Origin of the sequence: Asanoa sp. NPDC049573 (assembly GCF_040676615.1) — a bacterium.
Lineage (GTDB): Bacteria > Actinomycetota > Actinomycetes > Mycobacteriales > Micromonosporaceae > Asanoa.
Map to the genome: position 1 here is coordinate 196,080 of NZ_JBFAPI010000012.1, position 16,570 is coordinate 212,649.

The window sequence follows — 16,570 nt, forward strand, 5'->3', positions numbered from 1 at the left end:
ATGCGCATCGGATACTTCCTGTCCTCAGAGGAATACTCGCCGGCCGAGCTGCTGGCCCAGGCCAAGGGCGCCCAACGGGCCGGCTTCGAGGCCCTGTGGATCTCCGACCACTACCACCCGTGGGTCGACGCGCAGGGGCAGAGCCCGTTCGTGTGGTCGACGATCGGCGCGCTCAGCCAGGTCTGCACGCTGCCGGTGACCACCGCCGTGACCTGCCCGACGATCCGGATCCACCCGGCCGTGGTCGCGCAGGCGGCGGCGACCAGCGCGGTGCTGCACGAGGGCCGCTTCACCCTCGGCGTGGGCAGCGGCGAGGCCCTCAACGAGCAGATCCTCGGCGACGACTGGCCCGAGGCCGACGTACGCCTGGACATGCTCGAAGAGGCGGTCGCCGTGATGCGCGAGCTGTGGAAGGGCGGCGTGGTCTCGCACCGAGGACCGCACTACACCGTGCGCAACGCCCGGATCTACACCCGCCCGGACACGCCGCCGCCGGTCTACGTGAGCGGCTTCGGTGCGAAGTCGGCCGAGCTCGCCGGGCGGATCGGCGACGGCTATGTCTGCACGATGCCCGACCGTGACCTGGTCACCCGGTTCCGGGAGAGCGGCGGTGGCAGCAAGCCCGCGCAGGCCGGTTTCAAGGCCGCTTTCGCCGGCACCGCCGCCGAGGGCGCCCGGATCGCCTTCGAGAAATGGCCCAACGCCGCCGTGCCCGGGGAGCTGTCGCAGATCCTGCCCACACCGGCCCACTTCGAGCAGGCGTCGCAGCTGGCCACCGAGGAGAAGGTGGCCGAGGCGTTCGTCTGCGGCAACGACGCCGGCGCGCACCTCGAGATGATCGACCGCTACGCACAGGCCGGCTTCGACGAGGTCTACGTCGCCAACACCGGCCCGCACTACCAGGGGCTCTTCGACCTCTACGCGTCCTCGGTGCTGCCGAAGCTGCGCGGATGAGCCATCGGGTTTCGGCCCGGCCGGCACCGGGAAACGTTGCTCGGCGATGAAGTCACCGATCACCTCTCTGCGCCTGCGCAAGGCGGCCCGCACCCTCTTCGGCTGGAAGACCCTGCGCCCCGGTCAGCTCGATGCGATGCGCGCGATCCTGCGCGGCAACGACGTGCTCGCCGTCATGCCCACCGGTGCCGGCAAGTCGGCGCTCTACCAGGTGCCGGCGACCCAGTTGCCGGGCCCGACCGTCGTGGTCTCCCCGCTGCTGGCCCTGCAACAGGACCAGATCGGCGGCCTCGACCGGCGCGGCGCCGCCGCGCTGAAAGCGGTCCGGATCTCCTCCGCCGAGACGCCCAAGCAGCAGGAAGCCGCTCTCGCGGCACTGCGTGAGGGTCGGGCCGAGTTCCTGTTCATCACGCCCGAGCAGCTCGCCGACCCGGACCGGCTGGCCCAGGTCAAGGCGCTGCGGCCGTCGCTGGTCGCGATCGACGAGGCGCACTGCATCTCGGCGTGGGGGCACGACTTCCGGCCCGACTACCTGGCGCTCGGCCACGTCATCAAGGCGCTCGGCCGGCCGCCGGTGATCGCGCTGACCGCGACCGCGTCGCCGCCGGTGCGCGACGACATCGTGGAGCGGCTGGGCCTGACGCGGCCCAAGGTGATGGTGACCGGGCTCGACCGCGCCAACCTGTTCCTGGAGGCGGCGAACTGCCCGACCGAGGACTACCGGTGGCGGCGGCTGCTGGCGCTGGTCTCGACCGATGACGGGCCCGGGATCGTCTACGTGCCGACCCGGCGCGGCGCCGAGGAGTTGGCCGAGCGGTTGCGTGCCGCCGGCTATGAGGCCTCGTCCTACCACGGGGGGATGGCCGCCGGCGCGCGCGAGAAGCTGCACATCGCGTTCCTCGCCGACGAGGTGCCGATCATGGTGGCGACCTCGGCGTTCGGGATGGGCATCGACAAGCCCAACATCCGCTGGGTGGCGCACGTCGCGCTGCCCGACTCGCCGGACAGCTACCTGCAGGAGATCGGGCGCGCCGGCCGCGACGGGCTGCCGGCCCGTACCCTGCTGCTCTGGCGGGCCGAAGACGAGGGGTTGCAGCGCTTCTTCTCCGGGGCTCTGCCGGCGGCCGACGAGCTGCGCGACCTGGCCGCGGTGCTGCGCGCCGAAGGCCCGCTGACCAAGGCGGCGCTGCGCGACCGCACCGGCCTCGGCGCCCGCAAGCTGGGCCAACTCGTCGCGCTGCTGGAACACGTCGGCGGCGCGGTCACCCGTTCGGGCGGCAAGGTCGCCAGCCCGCGATACGCTCCGTCGCCGTCCGACGCCGCCGATCTCGCCGTGGCCGAGGCCGAGCGCCAGCAGAACCTGTCCAAATCCCGGACCGACATGATGCGGGCGTACGCGGAGGCGCGCGGCTGCCGCTCCCAGGCGCTGCTGGCCTACTTCGGCGAGCAGCTGACCCGGGTCTGCGGGCACTGCGACAACTGCTCGGCCGGCCGCGGCGAGCCCGACGACGGCGCCGTAGGCCCGTTCCCGGTGCACAGCACCGTCAGCCACGCGGAGTGGGGCGCCGGGTTGGTGATGGGCTACGAGGAAGACCGGATGACGGTGCTCTTCGAGGACGTGGGATACAAGACCCTGTCGGTTCCGGTCGTGTCCGAGCAGGGCCTGCTGACTACGCTGATGCCATCTGATTCGAAGGGTGCTGTGACGTGACTGACCTTCCCCTGTCCACCGAGTTGGGCTTCACCGACTCCGAGTGGGGCCTGCTCGTCGGGCTTCCCCAGTCCGTGCTGACCGCCGCCAGCGCGGCCGAGCACGACGGCACCCGCCGCACCCTCGCGGAGAACGCCGCCGGCCTCGAGGCCATCGCCGAGGGCCGCGAGTCGCCCAGCCCGCTGGTCACCGCGGTGGCGGGCGAACTGGTCGCCCGGGTCGGCGACCCGGAGAGCGGCGAGGAACTCCCGTCGATCTCGCCGGCCGACCCGGTGGCCTACGCGAAAGACGTCCTCGCCCGTGCCGGCGAGGCGGCCGCGCTGCTGGCCGCGAAGTCCAGCGAGGGCGAGGCCGGCGCCTACAAGCACTGGCTGGTGACGATCGCCGAGCAGGTCGTCACCGCCGCACCGAGCGGCGGCATCCTCGGCATCGGCGGTGACGTGGTCACCGACTCGGAGCGCACCTTCCGCGACCAACTGTCCGCGGTGCTCAACGACTGACGTGCTGGCCCACGAGGTTTCCGGCCCGGCCGGCGCGCCGGTGGTGGTGCTGGGCGGGTCGCTCGGCACCACCGGCGCGATGTGGGCGCCGCAGGTGGCGGCGCTGCGCGACGAGTGCCAGGTGGTCGTGTTCGACCACCGCGGCCACGGTGGTTCGGCTTCGCCTCCCGGGCCCTATGCGATCGAAGACCTCGGCAAAGACGTGCTCGCGCTGCTCGACCACCTCGGCGTCGACCGGGTGCGCTACGCCGGGCTGTCGCTGGGTGGCATGGTCGGGATGTGGCTCGCCGCGCACGCGCCGGAGCGGGTCGACCGGTTGGCGCTGCTGTGCACGGCCGCGCACCTGCCGCCCGCGTCGGGGTGGCGGCAGCGGGCGGCGACGGTTCGCACCGCCGGGATGGGCGCGGTGGTCGACGCCGTCGTGGCGCGCTGGTTCACGCCCGGCTTCCCGCCCGAGGTGGTCGCCGAGTTCGCCGCCGCGTTCCTGACGATCGACCCCGAGGGCTACGCCGGGTGTTGCGAGGCGATCGCCGGGATGGACCTGCGACCGGTGCTCGGCTCGGTCGCCGCGCCGACCCTGGTCGTCGCCGGCGCCGACGACCCGGCCACTCCGCCGCGGCTCGCGGAGACCATTGTGGAGGGTGTGCGCGGCGCCGAGCTGGTGGTGCTGCCCGACGCCGCCCATCTGGCCAGTGTGGAGCGGTCCGGCGCCGTGACCGCGCTGCTGCACCGGCATTTCACCGCCGCGTGAGGCGCACCGCGTCGGCGACGACGTAGCCGGTGCCGCTGGTCCAGCGGCTCACGCCGACCTTGTTGCCGGCGCCGGCCGGAAGCGTGTAGACACCCAGCGAGACCCATTGCCCGCCGCCCGCGCGCTGATTGACCATGACGGTCTGGTTGCCGGTCGTGGTGGCGACGACGAACGGCGCCAGGTTGTTGTAGCCGGGGTCGGCCGGATACCAGACCTCGACCGAGTAGGAACCGGTGGCCGGCGTGCTCGCGGCATACCAGGCGACGTCGCTGGACGGGACCGGCCCGGCGAACCGGTAGTCGGCGCCGAACCGCTGCGCCGAGAAGGCCGACGTACCCCAGTTGGCGCTCGCGGTGAAGCCCGCCCCGCTGTTGTCGACGGTCGCGGTCCACTCCCCCTCCGGCGGCGGGCCCGGCTCGGTGCTGACGTCGAGATAGTCGCGGTCGATCCGGATCGTCACGCCGCCCCAGGTCTCGGTCACGTCGCCGGCGTACTGGTGCGACCGTTGGTGGTCGACATAGCGGTCGTCGGCGCAGTAGCCGCCGCCGTCGGTGTCGGCGACGCCGTTCCACCAGGCGATCCAGATCTGGTCGAGCCGGGTGTAGGCGGGGTCGTTGTAGGTGTCGCAGACGTCGCGGATGCCGGACGAGCCACTGGAATACATGCCGGCGAGGTAGCCCCGGGTGTGCAGCCGCAGCGTCCAGCCGGACAGGAACGACAGCACCGCGGCCCGGCAGGAGGCGTTGGACGGGTAGGCCTCGATGTCGTTGTAGATGGTGCTGCCGGCCCCGATCCCGAGCGCCTGCGCGGCGCTGACGGCGCTGTCGGCGGCCGTGCTGCCCTGGGTGCGCGCGGTGGCCGGGTTGGCCGACATCGTCGGCGTACGCGTGCCGCACGGCGCCTGGTAGCCCAACTCGATCGGGATCAGCCGCCACCCGTTGGCGACCTGGTTGCCGACCCAGGTCGCGGTCAGGTTGGGCTGCGCACACGACCGGCTGCCGCCGCTGATGTAGATCCCGACGGCGCGGTAGGGCGAGTTGGCCCGCCACGCGTTCATCGCCGACTGCGACGGCGCGGCGCAGGTGTCGAACCCACGCCCGACGAACGTCCCCGGCTGCGGCGGCGTGGCGACCACCGCCGCACCCGGTGCCGGAACCACCAGCCAGGCCGCCGCCGCGACAATGATCCCCGCCAGCCGGGCGACGGTCCTCGTCATCGGTCCTCCCGGAGAATTCTTCCGGACACATAGACGCACATGAAGCTTTCTACCACGCATAGATGGACGTCGGCGTATCCGCGACCGACTAACCTGACCCTCGTGGTCGATGCCCTCTTCGCGGACCCGCGCCTGGCGCCGCTCTACGACGCCTTGGACGCGGACCGCCGCGACCTGTCCGCCTACGTGGCGCTGGCCGCCGAATTCGGGGCAGCGACGGTGCTCGACATCGGTTGCGGCACCGGCACACTGGCCTGCCTGCTGGCCGACCGCGGCCTGTCCGTGACGGCCCTCGACCCGGCGGCGGCGTCGCTGGCGGTGGCCCGGTCGAAGCCCGGCGCCGAGCGGGTGCGCTGGCTGCACGGCTACCCGGCCGACCTGCCCCCGCTGGCGGTCGACCTGGCCACCATGACCGGCAACGTGGCCCAGGTCTTCCTGACCGACGAGGAATGGACGGCCACGTTGCGGTCGGTCCGCGAAGCGCTACGCCCCGGCGGCCGCCTGATCTTCGAGACCCGCGACCCGGCGGCCCAGGCCTGGCTCGACTGGACGCCGGAGAAGTCTCACCGCCGCGCCGCCGGCGTCCGGCAATGGCACGAGATCACCGGCGTCGGCGACGGCCTGGTCTCGTTCGAGAGCACGATCGTCTTCGAGGCCGAGGGCACCCGCGTCACCTCGACCTCCACGCTCCGGTTCCGCACCCGCGCGGAGATCGCCGACTCGCTCGCCCGGGCGGGTTATCGGGTCGAGGAGGTGCGCGAGGCGCCGGACCGGCCGGGCCTGGAGATGGTCTTCATCGCGACGACACCCGGCTGAGCCGACACCACCGCTACGCGACGGCGCCGCTCGGGCGGGTGCGTAGGCCGGACAGCGCCGAGTAGGCGGCGGTCAGCTGGGCGGCCACGCGCTTCCAGGAGTAGACCTGCCGGGCCCGGTCGATCGCCGCCGTGGCGTAGGCCAGGTGGCGGACCGGGTCGCCCAGCAGGCGGCGGATCGCCGTGCCCAGGGCGCGCGGGTCGCGCGGCGCGACCAGATCACCGGTCAGGCCCTCGACCACCGTCTCGGCGATGCCGCCCACGGCCGTGCCGATCACCGGAACCCCGCACGCCATCGCCTCGAGCGGGCTGAGGCCGAACGGCTCGTACCAGGGCGCGGCGACCAGCAGGTCCGCCGACCGGTACCAGAGCGGCATCTCCAGCCGCGGCACGCGGCCGACCAGGTGCACGCGGTCGCCCACGTCGTAGCGGTCGGCCAGCGCGCGCAACTCGCGGGCGCCGGGGTCGTCGCCCAACGACTCCGCCGGCGGGCCGCCGACCACCACGCACTCGGCGTCGGGGACCAGGCGCAGGGCGGAGATCAGGTCCTGGTGGCCCTTGCGCGCGGTCAGCGCGCCGACCGAGAGCAGCCGCCGCCGGGCGCCGCGTTCGCGAGCGGGCCCCTCGGGCTGGAACAGGTCGTCGTCGACACCGCCGGGGATCAGCACCAACCGCGCCCGCGGCACGCCCATCCGGACCAGCTCGCGCAACTCGTCCTGGCTCTGGGCCACGACCCGGTCGACGGCGCGGCCCAGCACCCGCTCGTAGCCGATCCGTTGCGGCGGGCCGGCGAAGACGTCGTTGCGGCGCGCGGCCGAAGCCAGCTCGTGATAGCTCTGCACGACCGGGACGCCGGTCTGCCGGCCGGCCGTGACGGCGGCCAGCCCGCTGGTCCAGAAATGTGCGTGGGCCACCTCGGGGGTCCAGCCGTCACCACGCCAGCGGTCGACGAGCCAGCGGGAGAAATCCTTCGTGTACGGGAGGAGCTCCTCGTCGGGCAACTGGCGGGCGGGGCCGGCCGGCACCCGGATGACGTCGACGCCCGGCCGCTCCCGGGTCACCTCGGCGCCGTCGTCGCCGACCCGGCGGGTGTAGACGCGCACCTCGTGGCCGGCTGCCGCCAGCGCGGCGGACAGGTCGCCGACGAACGCACCGCGGCCGCCGGTCGCCGCGCCGTCGGACGGGTCGGCGTGCTCGGAGATCATCGCGATGCGCATGCGTTCATCCTCCCGCGCCAGAACTTCGTACCCGCTGAAATCCGGCTTTCCCGACGATCCCGACCGGCCGTGTCGCCTCATTCGGTGCAACACCTCCCCACCAGGGCTGAGAGCTTCCCGCGCAGCGCGGCGCTAAACATCACCGGCACCGCCGGCACCATCGTCACCGGTAGATGGTGCGGTGCGCGGCCCCGACGACGGCCGCGTAGGCCGCGCCGGCGCGACCGGCCCTGACCAGGGCCGCCCGGGCCGCGTTGTGGCCGGGAGCGCCGTGCACGCCGCCGCCCGGGTGTGCCGAGGAGCTGGCCAGGAACAACCGGTCGATCGGGGTGTCGGGGCGGCCCAGGCCGGGGACCGGGCGCAGGAAGAGCTGCTGGTAGGCGGCCGCCGTGCCGCCGCCGAGCGCGCCACCGACCAGGCTGGCGTTGACGCCCTGCAGCTCGGCGGGCCCGGCCACGTGGCGGCCGATCACCAGCGCGCGAAAACCAGGGGCATGCTCCTCGAGTACGCCTTCCATCTTCTCGACGTGGGCCGCGATCTCCTCGCCGTGCCACTCGGTGCGGAACGGCAGGTGGGTGTAGGCCCAGAGCGACTCGGTGCCGGCCGGCGAGCGGGACGGGTCGCTGGTGGTCATCTGTCCGACCAGGAGGAAGGGCCGCGCCGGGAGGTCGCCCGAAGCGAGGTCGGCGGCGTAGTGGCTCAGACCGCGCAGGTCGGCGTCGAGGTGGACGGTGCCGGCGCCGGCCGCCGCCGGGTTGCGCCACGGCATCCGGCCCGACAGCGCCCAATCGACCTTGACCGTCGAGCCGTCCCAGCGGAAGTGTTCGAGGTCTTCGACCAGTCGGGGCGGCAGGTGTGCGGCGCCGACCAGATCGAGGTAGAGCGCGGGCGCCGCCACGTCGGCCAGCACCGCCCGGTGCGCCCGGTAGAGGTCGCCGCCGGCGCGCACGCCCATCGCCCGGCCGCGGGCGATCAGCACCCGGTCGGCGGGCGCGCCGTAGACGATCCGGCCGCCGCGCTGCTCGAGGCGCGACACCAGCGCGTCGGTGATCCGCTGTGCGCCGCCCTCCGGCACCGGCCAGCCGACCTGCTGCCCGAGCATCGCCAGCAACCAGCCGAAGAAGCCGCCCCCGGCGTCGTCGGGGGACAGATCGGTGTGCAGGGCGCAGCCGGCCATCAGCAGCGGACCGCCCTCGCCGGTGAACATCTCGCGGCCGAGCGCGCGGGCCGGCACGACCAGCCGCCGGGCCAGCCGCAGCACTTCCGCCACGCCCTGGTCACGCAGCAGCGTCGCGGTCGCGCGTACCGGCGGGAACGGGGTCAGCAACGCCCGCAGGAGCGGGTCGGCGATCTGCTGCCACGCGGCGTAGGCGGCCTCCCACCGGTCGCCGTCGCCGGGTGCGAACTCGTCGAGACTGGCCGCGGTGATCGCGACGTCGCGGTGGAGCCGGGCGACCCGGCCGTCGGGGAAGACATGGGCCAGCACGTCCGGGGCGTGCCGCCAGCGCAGCCCGTGCTCGCCGAGGTCGAGCGCCGACAGCGCCGGCGACGCGAAGCCGAGGGGGTAGAACGAGCTGAAGAGGTCGTTGCGGAAACCGGGCGCGGTCACCTCGGCGCTGCGCACGGCACCGCCCGGCACCCCGCTGGCCTCGACGACCACGACGCTCCAGCCGGCGTCGACGAGGTTGTTGGCGGCGACGAGCCCGTTGTGCCCCGCGCCGATGACGATCGCATCCGCTGCCTGCGTGCCCACGTCAGGACCCTATGCCCGCCGTTTGCCAAACCGTTGCCCTGGGTACGGAGATGCCCGCTCGTAGTGATGCCCCATCGGGCAGATCGCCGGGGGCCGGCGTGAAGGGCGGACGCATGGCGACCACGGCCGGTCTCGACTTCGATCCCGCGGCACTGCCGCGACGGATCCGGCAGCTCAACTGGCGCACCTGGCGGGGCGTGCTGGCCCGCGCCGGCAAGGGCTTCGTGAAGGACAACTGCTCGGACTGGGCGGCCAGCCTGACCTACTACTCGGTGCTGGCGCTGTTTCCGTCGGCGATCGTGGTGGTCGCGCTGGTCAACCTGGTGTCGTCGGGCGACAAGACGGTCGACACGGTGGTCGGCCTGCTGCGTGACATGGGCGCTAAGTCGCTGGTCGAGAAGGACGGCGTGGTCGAAGCGATCGGCCAGGTGGTCGGGCAGAAGAGCGCGGCCGGAGTGCTGCTGAGCTTCGGTCTGCTGACCGCGATCTGGTCGGCGTCCGGCTATGTGGGCGGGTTCACCCGGGCGTCCAACGCGATCTACGGCGTCGAGGAGGGCCGGCCGTTCTGGAAGCTGCGGCCGCTGCAGATCGCGCTGACCGTCGTGGGCCTGCTGCTGCTGGCCGTGGTCGTGGTGATGCTGATCGTGAGCGGGCCGGTGACCACCGCGATCGGCGACCGGTTGCACCTCGGCGACGCACCCCGGTTGGCCTGGTCGGTCGCCAAGTGGCCGGTGCTCGTGGCGATCTCGATGCTGCTGCTCGCGATGCTGTTCTGGATCGCGCCCAACGTGCGGCAGCCACGGTTCCGCTGGCTGACCGTTGGCGGCTTCGTGGCGCTCCTGGCGACCGGCCTGGCCTCGTTCGGCTTCGGGCTCTACGTGGCCAATTTCGGCTCCTACGACAAGACGTACGGCAGCCTCGGTGCGGTCATCGCCTTCCTGGTCTGGGTCTACCTGGTCAACTCGGCGGTCATGTTCGGCGTCGAGGTCAACGCGGAGGTGCAGCGCGGGCGGGAGTTGCAGGCGGGTGCGGAGAAGGTCGCCGACCCGGTGCTGCCGCCGCGGACTCCGGCTGACTGAGGCGGTTGGGGCGGATGGGCCGGTTTAGCTCCCGGAGCCGGGGGTAGGCCAAAACGCATGGAACGGGGCAACGCAAAACACAGTCCACGAGTCGACGACGAAATGGCCCACGAGGTCGACGGCATCGTCAAGGGCACCGCGGGTAGCCGGTCAGAGGAATTCCGGGAAGCGGAACCGGCCGGCGACGACCAGCTCGAGGCGAGCGTGGTGCCGGAGGGCGATGACCGCTCCGGGACGCCGAAGGGCATGACCCCGGAAGACGTCGAGTCGCGCAGCCGGTTGGGGCGGTTCATCAACCGTTCCGTGTTGCCGGCCGACCGGGACGCGCTGCGTCGGGTCGCCGAGGAGAACGAGGCGCCCGACGACGTGCTCGCCGAGATCGACCGGCTCCCGGCCGGAGTCCAGTTCCAGACGGTGTCCGAGGCGTGGGCCGCGCTCGGCCATCGCAACGAAACACAACGCTGGTAGAGCCCAGCAGACAGAGGAGGTATCAGCCACATGGGTGGCGTGACCAAGTCCGTCGATGTCGCGGTGCCGGTACGCACCGCTTACAACCAATGGACCCAGTTCGAAGAGTTCCCCCGCTTCATGGAAGGGGTCCAGGAGGTCCGGCAACTCGACGACCGCACCACGCACTGGCGCACCGAGATCGCCGGCGTGCAGCGCGAGTTCGAGGCCCGGATCACCGAACAACTCCCCGACGAGCGGGTCGCCTGGACGTCGACGGGCGGCACGAAGCAGTCCGGCGTGGTGACCTTCCACCGGTTGGACGCCGAACACACGCGGGTGACCGCGCAGATGGAGTACGAGCCCGACGGCATGCTGGAAAAGGCCGGCGACAAGCTGAACCTCGTCGACCGGCAGGTCGAGGGCGACCTCAAGCGGTTCAAGGAGTTCATCGAAAGCCGCAGCGCGGAGACCGGCGGCTGGCGGGGCGAGGTGGACCGCCCGGTGCCGTGATCCGCACCTGATCGGATGGGGAGCCCGCGCGCGCGGGCTCCCCATTCCTATGTGGATGGCAGGCGGGCGGCCGCGAACGCGGGGTCGAAGCCGAACGGCAGCTCGAGGCGGTGGCCGCGCATCAGCTCGGCGTCGGAGAGCAGGTCGCCGGTCTTGCCGTCGGCCACGATCCGGCCGCCGTCGAGGATCACCGCGCGGTGGCACAGCTCCAGGGCGTAGGGCAGGTCGTGGGTGACCATCAGCACGGTGACCGGCAGCGACCGCAGGATGTCGGCGAGCTCGCGCCGGCTCGCCGGGTCGAGGTTGGACGACGGCTCGTCGAGCACCAGGATCTCGGGGCGCATCGCCAGCACGGTGGCGACCGCGACCCGGCGGCGCTGGCCGAACGAGAGGTGGTGCGGCACCTGGTCGCGCTGGGCGGTCATGTCGACGGCGGCCAGCGCCTCGTCGACCCGGTCGCGCAACTCGGCGCCGCGCAGGCCGAGGTTGGCCGGCCCGAATCCGACGTCTTCGGCGACGGTGGGCATGAAGAGTTGGTCGTCGGGGTCCTGGAAGACGATGCCGACCCGGCGGCGGATCTCCGCGAGGCCGGCCCGGTCGGCCGGGTCGACGGTGAGCCCGGCGACGTCGACGGCACCCGACCCCGAGCCGGAGCCGGCGTGCAGGATGCCGTTGAGGTGCAGCACCAGCGTGGTCTTGCCGGCGCCGTTGGGGCCGAGCAGCGCGACCCGCTCCCCCGCCCCGACGGTCAGGTCGACGCCGTGCAGCACCTCGCGCCCGTCGGGGTAGGCGAAGTGCAGGTCGGCCACGGTCAACGAGGCGGTCATGCCTTCGCCCCGCTTCGCGAGGCGGGGCATGCCCGCCGGCGACTGAGCCATCCGCGCTCGCTTCGCTCACTCATGCCTTCGCCCCGCTTCGCGAGGCCGGGCATGGCCGCCGGCGACTGAGCCATCCGCGCTCGCTTCGCTCGCTCATGCCTTCGCCCCGCTTCGCGAGGCCGGGCATGCCCGCCGGCGACTGAGCCATCCGCGCTCGCTTCGCTCACTCATGCCAGCACCGCCACGAGGGCGATGGCGCCTGCGGCGATCGGGAGGGTCGCGGAGCGTACCCAGTCGGCATTGGTCGCGGCCGTGCCCTCGGGGCGCGGCAGGCTGCCGGTGTAGCCACGGGAGACCATGGCCAGGTAGACCCGCTCGCCGCGCTCGTAGGAGCGGATGAACAGCGCGCCGACGCCCACCGCGAACGCCTTGACCTGCCACAGGAAGCGCGGGTCGTAGCCGCGGGACAGGCGCGCCACGCGCATCCGGCGGGCGTCGTCGGCGAGGATGTCGAGGTATCGGAGCATGAAGGTCGCGATCTGGGTGAAGACCTGCGGGCAGCGCAACCGGTCGAGGCCGACGAGCAGGTCACGGGCGGTGGTGCTGGCGGCCAGCAGCAGCGAGGCGAGCACGCCCAGGGTGCCCTTGGCGAAGATGTTCCAGGCGCCGTGCAGGCCGTCGACCGACAGCGACATGCCGAGCCAGTGCACCCGTTCGCCGTGCCCGGCGAACGGCAGCGCGACGGCCAGCACGATGAACGGCAGTTCGATGGTGGCCCGCTTGAGCAGCCACAACGGGCGCACGCGGGCAAGAGCCATCACGCCCACGAGAAGCAGGGCGTAGCCGGCGAAGGCGGCGAACTTCTCGCGAGGCGTGATGACGACGACGATCGTGAACAGCAGGGTCGCGACGATCTTCACCTCGGCCGGCAGCCGGTGGACCCGGCTGTCGTGGTCGAGGTGCAGCGGGTGCGCGTGGCCGGCCCCCATCAGGTGCCCGCGCTCTGTGCGTGCCGATTCTTGCGCCGGACCAGCCAGAACACCCCGCCGCCGAGGCCGAACGTGACCAGCACGCCCAGGACGCCGGACACACCGGTCGACAGGTAGGGGTTGTCGATGCCCTTGATGCCGTACCCGGCCAGCGGGCTGTCTTTCAACTGGTGGTCCTGCTCCCGCTGGGCCATGCAGGTGCCGCCGGTGATGTGGTCGTTGGCGTCGAACGTGCAGCCCTGGCGGGCGGCCGCGTCGAGGCCGTCGGGGCTCGACGAGGCGAAACTCGACACCACGCCGGCGAGCAGGGCGGCCACCAGCAGGCCGCCGGCCAGGAACCAACCGAGTCGCTTGGTCATGCGACGCCCTCCACGGTCTTGGCCGGCGCGACCGCGGGCCGCGCTGTCGAACGGAACCGGCGCAGCGCGTACACCAGGTCGGGCCGGACCCGGGCGACCGTCGCGACGGTGACCGCCGCGATCAGGCCCTCGCCGATGCCGATCAGGACATGGGCGCCGGCCATCGTGCCGGCGATCGTGGTCAGCGACAGCGGCGTCGTGCCGCCCAGCCAGTATTCGAGGACGAAGCCCTGCGACGCGACCACCACGCTGACCACCGACGCGACGAACGCGGTCACCGCGACACCGCGCGGCGTCTTCGGCAGCACCCGCAGCAGCCCGGCGACCAGCAGGTAGCCGGCTGCGGTGCCGATCAGGGCCATGTTGGTGATGTTGAGGCCGAGCGCGGTCAGGCCGCCGTCGGCGAACAGCAGGCACTGGATGATCAGCACGGTCGACACGCAGAGCGCGCCGACCCACGGGCCGACCAGCACCACCGCCAGCGTGCCGCCGAGCAGGTGACCGGAGACGCCCGGCAGCACCTGGAAGTTGAGCATCTGCACCGCGAAGATGAAGGCCGCGACGAGGCCGGCCATCGGGGCCAGCCGGTCGTCGAGGTCGGCGCGCCCGCGCCACACGCAGATCGCCAGCGCCGCGCCCGCGACGACGGCGAAGACCGCCGACACCTGCGAGTTCACGATGCCGTTGGCGATGTGCATCGCCACACCGTTCATGGGCCCCTCCCGACTCGCCGGTAGCATATTGCGCTCGTGCGGCAGTTGCATAGTCTTGGCAACAAGCTCCGGCCGACGTAGTTCACCACGCCCGCGCGACCAAGGTCAACACGGTTGGGCCGCTGTTCACCAGCCCGTTCCCCGCGCGTCCGGCGGTGCCCGGCTAGGATCGGCGGCCGTGGATACCACGGGGGTGGTGCGGCGGCGGTGGACCGCGCCCGCATTGGTGATGGTGGCGGTGGCCTGGGTCGCCGCCCTGGTGATCATCCAGCAGGTCGGTTACCTGCTCCGGGTCGACAGGATCAACAACGGGCAACCGCTGTCGGACGAGGGGATGCGGGCGACCTACCACCGGGCTCAGTTGTTCGCCGTCGTGCTGGTCGCGGGGCCCGGCCTGGCCTGGGCGATCGCGCTGGCGGGCGGGCGCCGGCTGCTGGCCTACGTCACCGGCGGCCTGCTCCTGCTGTCGATCCCGGTGGCGCTGCTCATCCAACGGGAGGCCGACCAGCGGTGGAACCCGCCACCGCCGCCGCCCCCGGGCACCTGCGTGGAGTACAGCGGCGGCGCCAACAGCTGCCCAGGAGGCTGACCGCCTGTCCCATCGAGGGTCGGTGCGGCTCCGCCGCAACCGTCCGATGAGGACGGCGGACGGTGGCATAGCGGACCAACGGCGAACCGTCGACCACCCGGGTTTCGAGATGTTCCGGAAATCTTAGGGGTCACTGGCCGCCGCGAGGGGCATCGAAACGGGCCGCTGTACGGCATTGACGAACGCCGCTGTTACTCGTAGCGTGTGGGAAATCTTCCGGAAGAGTTTCGATATGTATCGGGCTCTTCTCGATTCAGGCCGACCTTCGCCGGGGGCGCCAGCAGCGCGGTGACCTCGGGCGATGGCGGCTGTCCACGCGGGGAGGTGTCGGTGCAACCGCTGCCGGGCGCGGTCGACGAGCGGACACCGTCCCCACCACCGGAGCCGCCGCGGGTCAGGCGGGACCGCTTCCTGCTGCTCGCCATGCTGCCCGGCCTGGCGCTGCTGCTGACGTTCCACTACCTGCCGCTGCTCGGCAACGTCATCGCGTTCAAGGACTTTCAGCCCTACCTCGGCCTGGTCGACAGCCCGTGGACTGGCCTCGACAACTTCCGGGTCATCGTCGAGGGCGACCCGCTCTTCCTGACGGCCCTGACCAACACCCTGCTGATCATGTTGCTGCAGATCGGCGTCGTCTTCACGTTGCCGATCGTGCTGGCCCTGCTGCTCGACAGCCTGCTGTCGGAGCGGCTCAAGCGGGTCGTGCAGACGATCCTCTACCTGCCGCACTTCCTGTCCTGGGTGATCGTCATCTCGATCTTCAACGAGCTGCTCGGCGGTAGCGGACCGATCAACACGTTCCTGCGCCGGCACGACCTCGGGACCATCGACATCATCGGCAACTCGGCCGTGTTCAAGGAGTTGATCACCGGACAGGTGCTCTGGAAAGAGGCCGGCTGGGCGATGATCCTGTTCCTCGCCGCACTGTCGCGGATCGACCCGGAGCTCTACGAGGCGTCGGCGGTCGACGGCGCCGGGCGGTTGCGGCAGATCTGGCACGTCACGCTGCCGGGGCTGCGGAGCGTCATCGTCCTGCTGCTGATCCTGCGGCTCGGCGACGCGCTCACCGTCGGCTTCGAGCAGATCCTGCTGCAGCAACAGGCCGTCGGCATCGACGCCAGCGAGGTGCTCGACACCTACGTCTACAACAACGGCATCGTGCAGAGCGACTGGGGTGTCAGCGCCGCCGTCGGGCTGGTCAAGGGCCTGGTCGGGGTCGCCCTCGTGCTCGGCGCCAACCGCCTCGCGCACGCCTTCGGCGAAGCCGGCCTCTACCGGCGGGAGGCCCGATGAGAGGGGCGGTCAGCGCGACCAAAGGCCTGCTGCTGACGATCTGCTGCGCGCTGGTCGTCGTGCCCTTCGTCGGTATCGTCTCGACCAGCCTGGCCACCCGCGAGCAGATCGTCCGCTCCGGCGGCTTCGTCATCATCCCCGACGAGGTCACCTTCGCCGCCTACCGCGCGCTGTTCACCGGCGGCGTCGTGCCCCGCGCGGTCGCGGTCAGCGTGTTCATCACGCTGGTCGGCACCGCGCTGAGCCTGGCGAGCACGACCCTGCTGGCGTACGGGCTGAGCTGCCCGCGAGAGAACCCGCACCGGCCCGTGCTGATGCTCGTCGTCGGCGCGCTGCTGTTCACCCCCGGGATCATCCCGGGTTATCTGACCATCGACCTACTCGGCCTGATCAACTCCTACTGGGCGGTGATCCTGCCGGTCGTGGTCAGCGCCTTCAACGTGGTCATCCTGCGGGCGTTCTTCATGGAGATCCCGGCCGAGCTGGTGGAGAGCGCCCGCATCGACGGCGCGTCCGACCGGCAGATCTTCAGCCGGATCGTGCTTCCGCTGTCGAAGGCCGTGCTGAGCGTGATCGGCCTGTTCTACGCGGTCGGCTACTGGAACGCGTTCTTCGGGGCGCTGCTCTACCTGAACGACTCGGCCAAGTGGCCGATCCAGCTCGTGCTGCGCACCTATGTGGTCAACCAGCAGCAGCTCGGCGTCGACCAGGTCGGCACCGCGGAACTGCCGCCGCAGGAAGCGCTGCAGATGGCGATCCTGGTCATCTCCATCGTGCCGATCCTGCTCGTCTACCCGTTCATCCAACGCCATTTCACGAAGGGAGTACTGGTCGGGGCGGTCAAAGGATGACC

18 protein-coding genes are annotated in these 16,570 nt (G+C 71.9%); 11 read left to right on the forward strand and 7 right to left on the reverse strand.

The window, feature by feature from the left end; translation table 11 throughout:
* Genes AB0J74_RS25605 through pcaD form a run of 4 tightly spaced genes read left to right on the forward strand, consistent with a single transcriptional unit; the run spans position 1 to position 3,916 of the window.
* On the forward strand, positions 1–954 hold the full coding sequence (locus tag AB0J74_RS25605) for a TIGR03557 family F420-dependent LLM class oxidoreductase (protein WP_363452115.1): 954 nt from the start codon (positions 1–3) through the stop codon (positions 952–954).
* Positions 955–1,000: 46 nt separating this feature from the next.
* Positions 1,001–2,665, forward strand: coding sequence for an ATP-dependent DNA helicase RecQ (locus AB0J74_RS25610; RefSeq protein ID WP_363452117.1), 1,665 nt, complete (start codon positions 1,001–1,003; stop codon positions 2,663–2,665).
* The gene (locus AB0J74_RS25615; protein WP_363452119.1) at positions 2,662–3,165 is read left to right on the forward strand and encodes a hypothetical protein; all 504 of its coding nucleotides are present in this window, start codon (positions 2,662–2,664) and stop codon (positions 3,163–3,165) included. The genes AB0J74_RS25610 and AB0J74_RS25615 overlap by 4 nt, the downstream gene beginning before the upstream one ends.
* Position 3,166: 1 nt before the next feature.
* A complete protein-coding gene (gene pcaD / locus AB0J74_RS25620) occupies positions 3,167–3,916 on the forward strand; it encodes a 3-oxoadipate enol-lactonase (RefSeq protein WP_363452121.1) in 750 nt (249 codons plus the stop codon).
* Here pcaD and AB0J74_RS25625 read toward each other — a convergent pair.
* Complete coding sequence (locus AB0J74_RS25625; protein WP_363452123.1) at positions 3,903–5,132, reverse strand: glycoside hydrolase domain-containing protein; 1,230 nt, start codon at positions 5,130–5,132, stop codon at positions 3,903–3,905. The two genes, pcaD and AB0J74_RS25625, sit on opposite strands and share 14 nt — an antisense overlap.
* Before the next feature lie 102 nt (positions 5,133–5,234).
* On the opposite strand from AB0J74_RS25625, the gene AB0J74_RS25630 reads away from it, so the two are divergent.
* Positions 5,235–5,948, forward strand: a complete 714-nt coding sequence (locus tag AB0J74_RS25630) for a class I SAM-dependent methyltransferase (protein ID WP_363452125.1) — start codon at positions 5,235–5,237, stop codon at positions 5,946–5,948.
* A 13-nt stretch (positions 5,949–5,961) separates the two neighbouring features.
* On the opposite strand, the gene AB0J74_RS25635 is transcribed toward AB0J74_RS25630, so the two are convergent.
* Both AB0J74_RS25635 and AB0J74_RS25640 read right to left on the reverse strand, forming a co-directional pair.
* Positions 5,962–7,164, reverse strand: coding sequence for a glycosyltransferase (locus AB0J74_RS25635; protein ID WP_363452127.1), 1,203 nt, complete (start codon positions 7,162–7,164; stop codon positions 5,962–5,964).
* A 163-nt stretch (positions 7,165–7,327) separates the two neighbouring features.
* The gene (locus AB0J74_RS25640) at positions 7,328–8,917 is read right to left on the reverse strand and encodes an NAD(P)/FAD-dependent oxidoreductase (RefSeq protein ID WP_363452129.1); all 1,590 of its coding nucleotides are present in this window, start codon (positions 8,915–8,917) and stop codon (positions 7,328–7,330) included.
* 113 nt (positions 8,918–9,030) lie between these two features.
* On the opposite strand from AB0J74_RS25640, the gene AB0J74_RS25645 reads away from it, so the two are divergent.
* Genes AB0J74_RS25645 through AB0J74_RS25655 form a run of 3 tightly spaced genes read left to right on the forward strand, consistent with a single transcriptional unit; the run spans position 9,031 to position 10,956 of the window.
* Entirely contained in the window at positions 9,031–9,996 is a 966-nt protein-coding gene (locus AB0J74_RS25645) for a YihY/virulence factor BrkB family protein (RefSeq protein WP_363452131.1), read from the forward strand.
* A gap of 57 nt (positions 9,997–10,053) precedes the next feature.
* On the forward strand, positions 10,054–10,464 hold the full coding sequence (locus AB0J74_RS25650; protein WP_363452133.1) for a DUF2795 domain-containing protein: 411 nt from the start codon (positions 10,054–10,056) through the stop codon (positions 10,462–10,464).
* Positions 10,465–10,494: 30 nt separating this feature from the next.
* Positions 10,495–10,956, forward strand: a complete 462-nt coding sequence (locus tag AB0J74_RS25655) for an SRPBCC family protein (RefSeq protein ID WP_363452135.1) — start codon at positions 10,495–10,497, stop codon at positions 10,954–10,956.
* A 47-nt stretch (positions 10,957–11,003) separates the two neighbouring features.
* Here AB0J74_RS25655 and AB0J74_RS25660 read toward each other — a convergent pair whose 3' ends face one another.
* The 4 genes from AB0J74_RS25660 to AB0J74_RS25675 all read right to left on the reverse strand — a co-directional run bounded on the left by AB0J74_RS25660 (position 11,004) and on the right by AB0J74_RS25675 (position 13,835).
* Positions 11,004–11,783, reverse strand: a complete 780-nt coding sequence (locus AB0J74_RS25660) for an ABC transporter ATP-binding protein (protein ID WP_363452240.1) — start codon at positions 11,781–11,783, stop codon at positions 11,004–11,006.
* A 218-nt stretch (positions 11,784–12,001) separates the two neighbouring features.
* Positions 12,002–12,763: a cobalt ECF transporter T component CbiQ gene (cbiQ, locus tag AB0J74_RS25665; protein WP_363452137.1), complete on the reverse strand. Its 762-nt coding sequence runs from the start codon at positions 12,761–12,763 to the stop codon at positions 12,002–12,004.
* Positions 12,763–13,122, reverse strand: coding sequence for a PDGLE domain-containing protein (locus AB0J74_RS25670; protein ID WP_363452139.1), 360 nt, complete (start codon positions 13,120–13,122; stop codon positions 12,763–12,765). Before AB0J74_RS25670 ends, cbiQ begins: the two co-directional genes overlap by 1 nt.
* A complete protein-coding gene (locus AB0J74_RS25675; protein ID WP_363452142.1) occupies positions 13,119–13,835 on the reverse strand; it encodes an energy-coupling factor ABC transporter permease in 717 nt (238 codons plus the stop codon). Before AB0J74_RS25675 ends, AB0J74_RS25670 begins: the two co-directional genes overlap by 4 nt.
* A gap of 178 nt (positions 13,836–14,013) precedes the next feature.
* Here AB0J74_RS25675 and AB0J74_RS25680 point away from each other — a divergent pair, with 178 nt between their 5' ends.
* From AB0J74_RS25680 to AB0J74_RS25690, 3 genes are all read left to right on the forward strand, one after another.
* Positions 14,014–14,424 carry a hypothetical protein gene (locus AB0J74_RS25680; RefSeq protein WP_363452144.1) on the forward strand — a complete coding sequence of 137 codons (411 nt, stop codon included), beginning with the start codon at positions 14,014–14,016 and terminating at the stop codon, positions 14,422–14,424.
* A 330-nt stretch (positions 14,425–14,754) separates the two neighbouring features.
* Positions 14,755–15,717 (forward strand): ABC transporter permease subunit, encoded by a 963-nt coding sequence (locus AB0J74_RS25685; RefSeq protein ID WP_363452146.1) that lies wholly within the window; start codon positions 14,755–14,757, stop codon positions 15,715–15,717.
* Complete coding sequence (locus AB0J74_RS25690; protein ID WP_363452148.1) at positions 15,714–16,568, forward strand: carbohydrate ABC transporter permease; 855 nt, start codon at positions 15,714–15,716, stop codon at positions 16,566–16,568. The genes AB0J74_RS25685 and AB0J74_RS25690 overlap by 4 nt, the downstream gene beginning before the upstream one ends.
* The last annotated feature ends 2 nt before the right edge of the window (positions 16,569–16,570 follow it).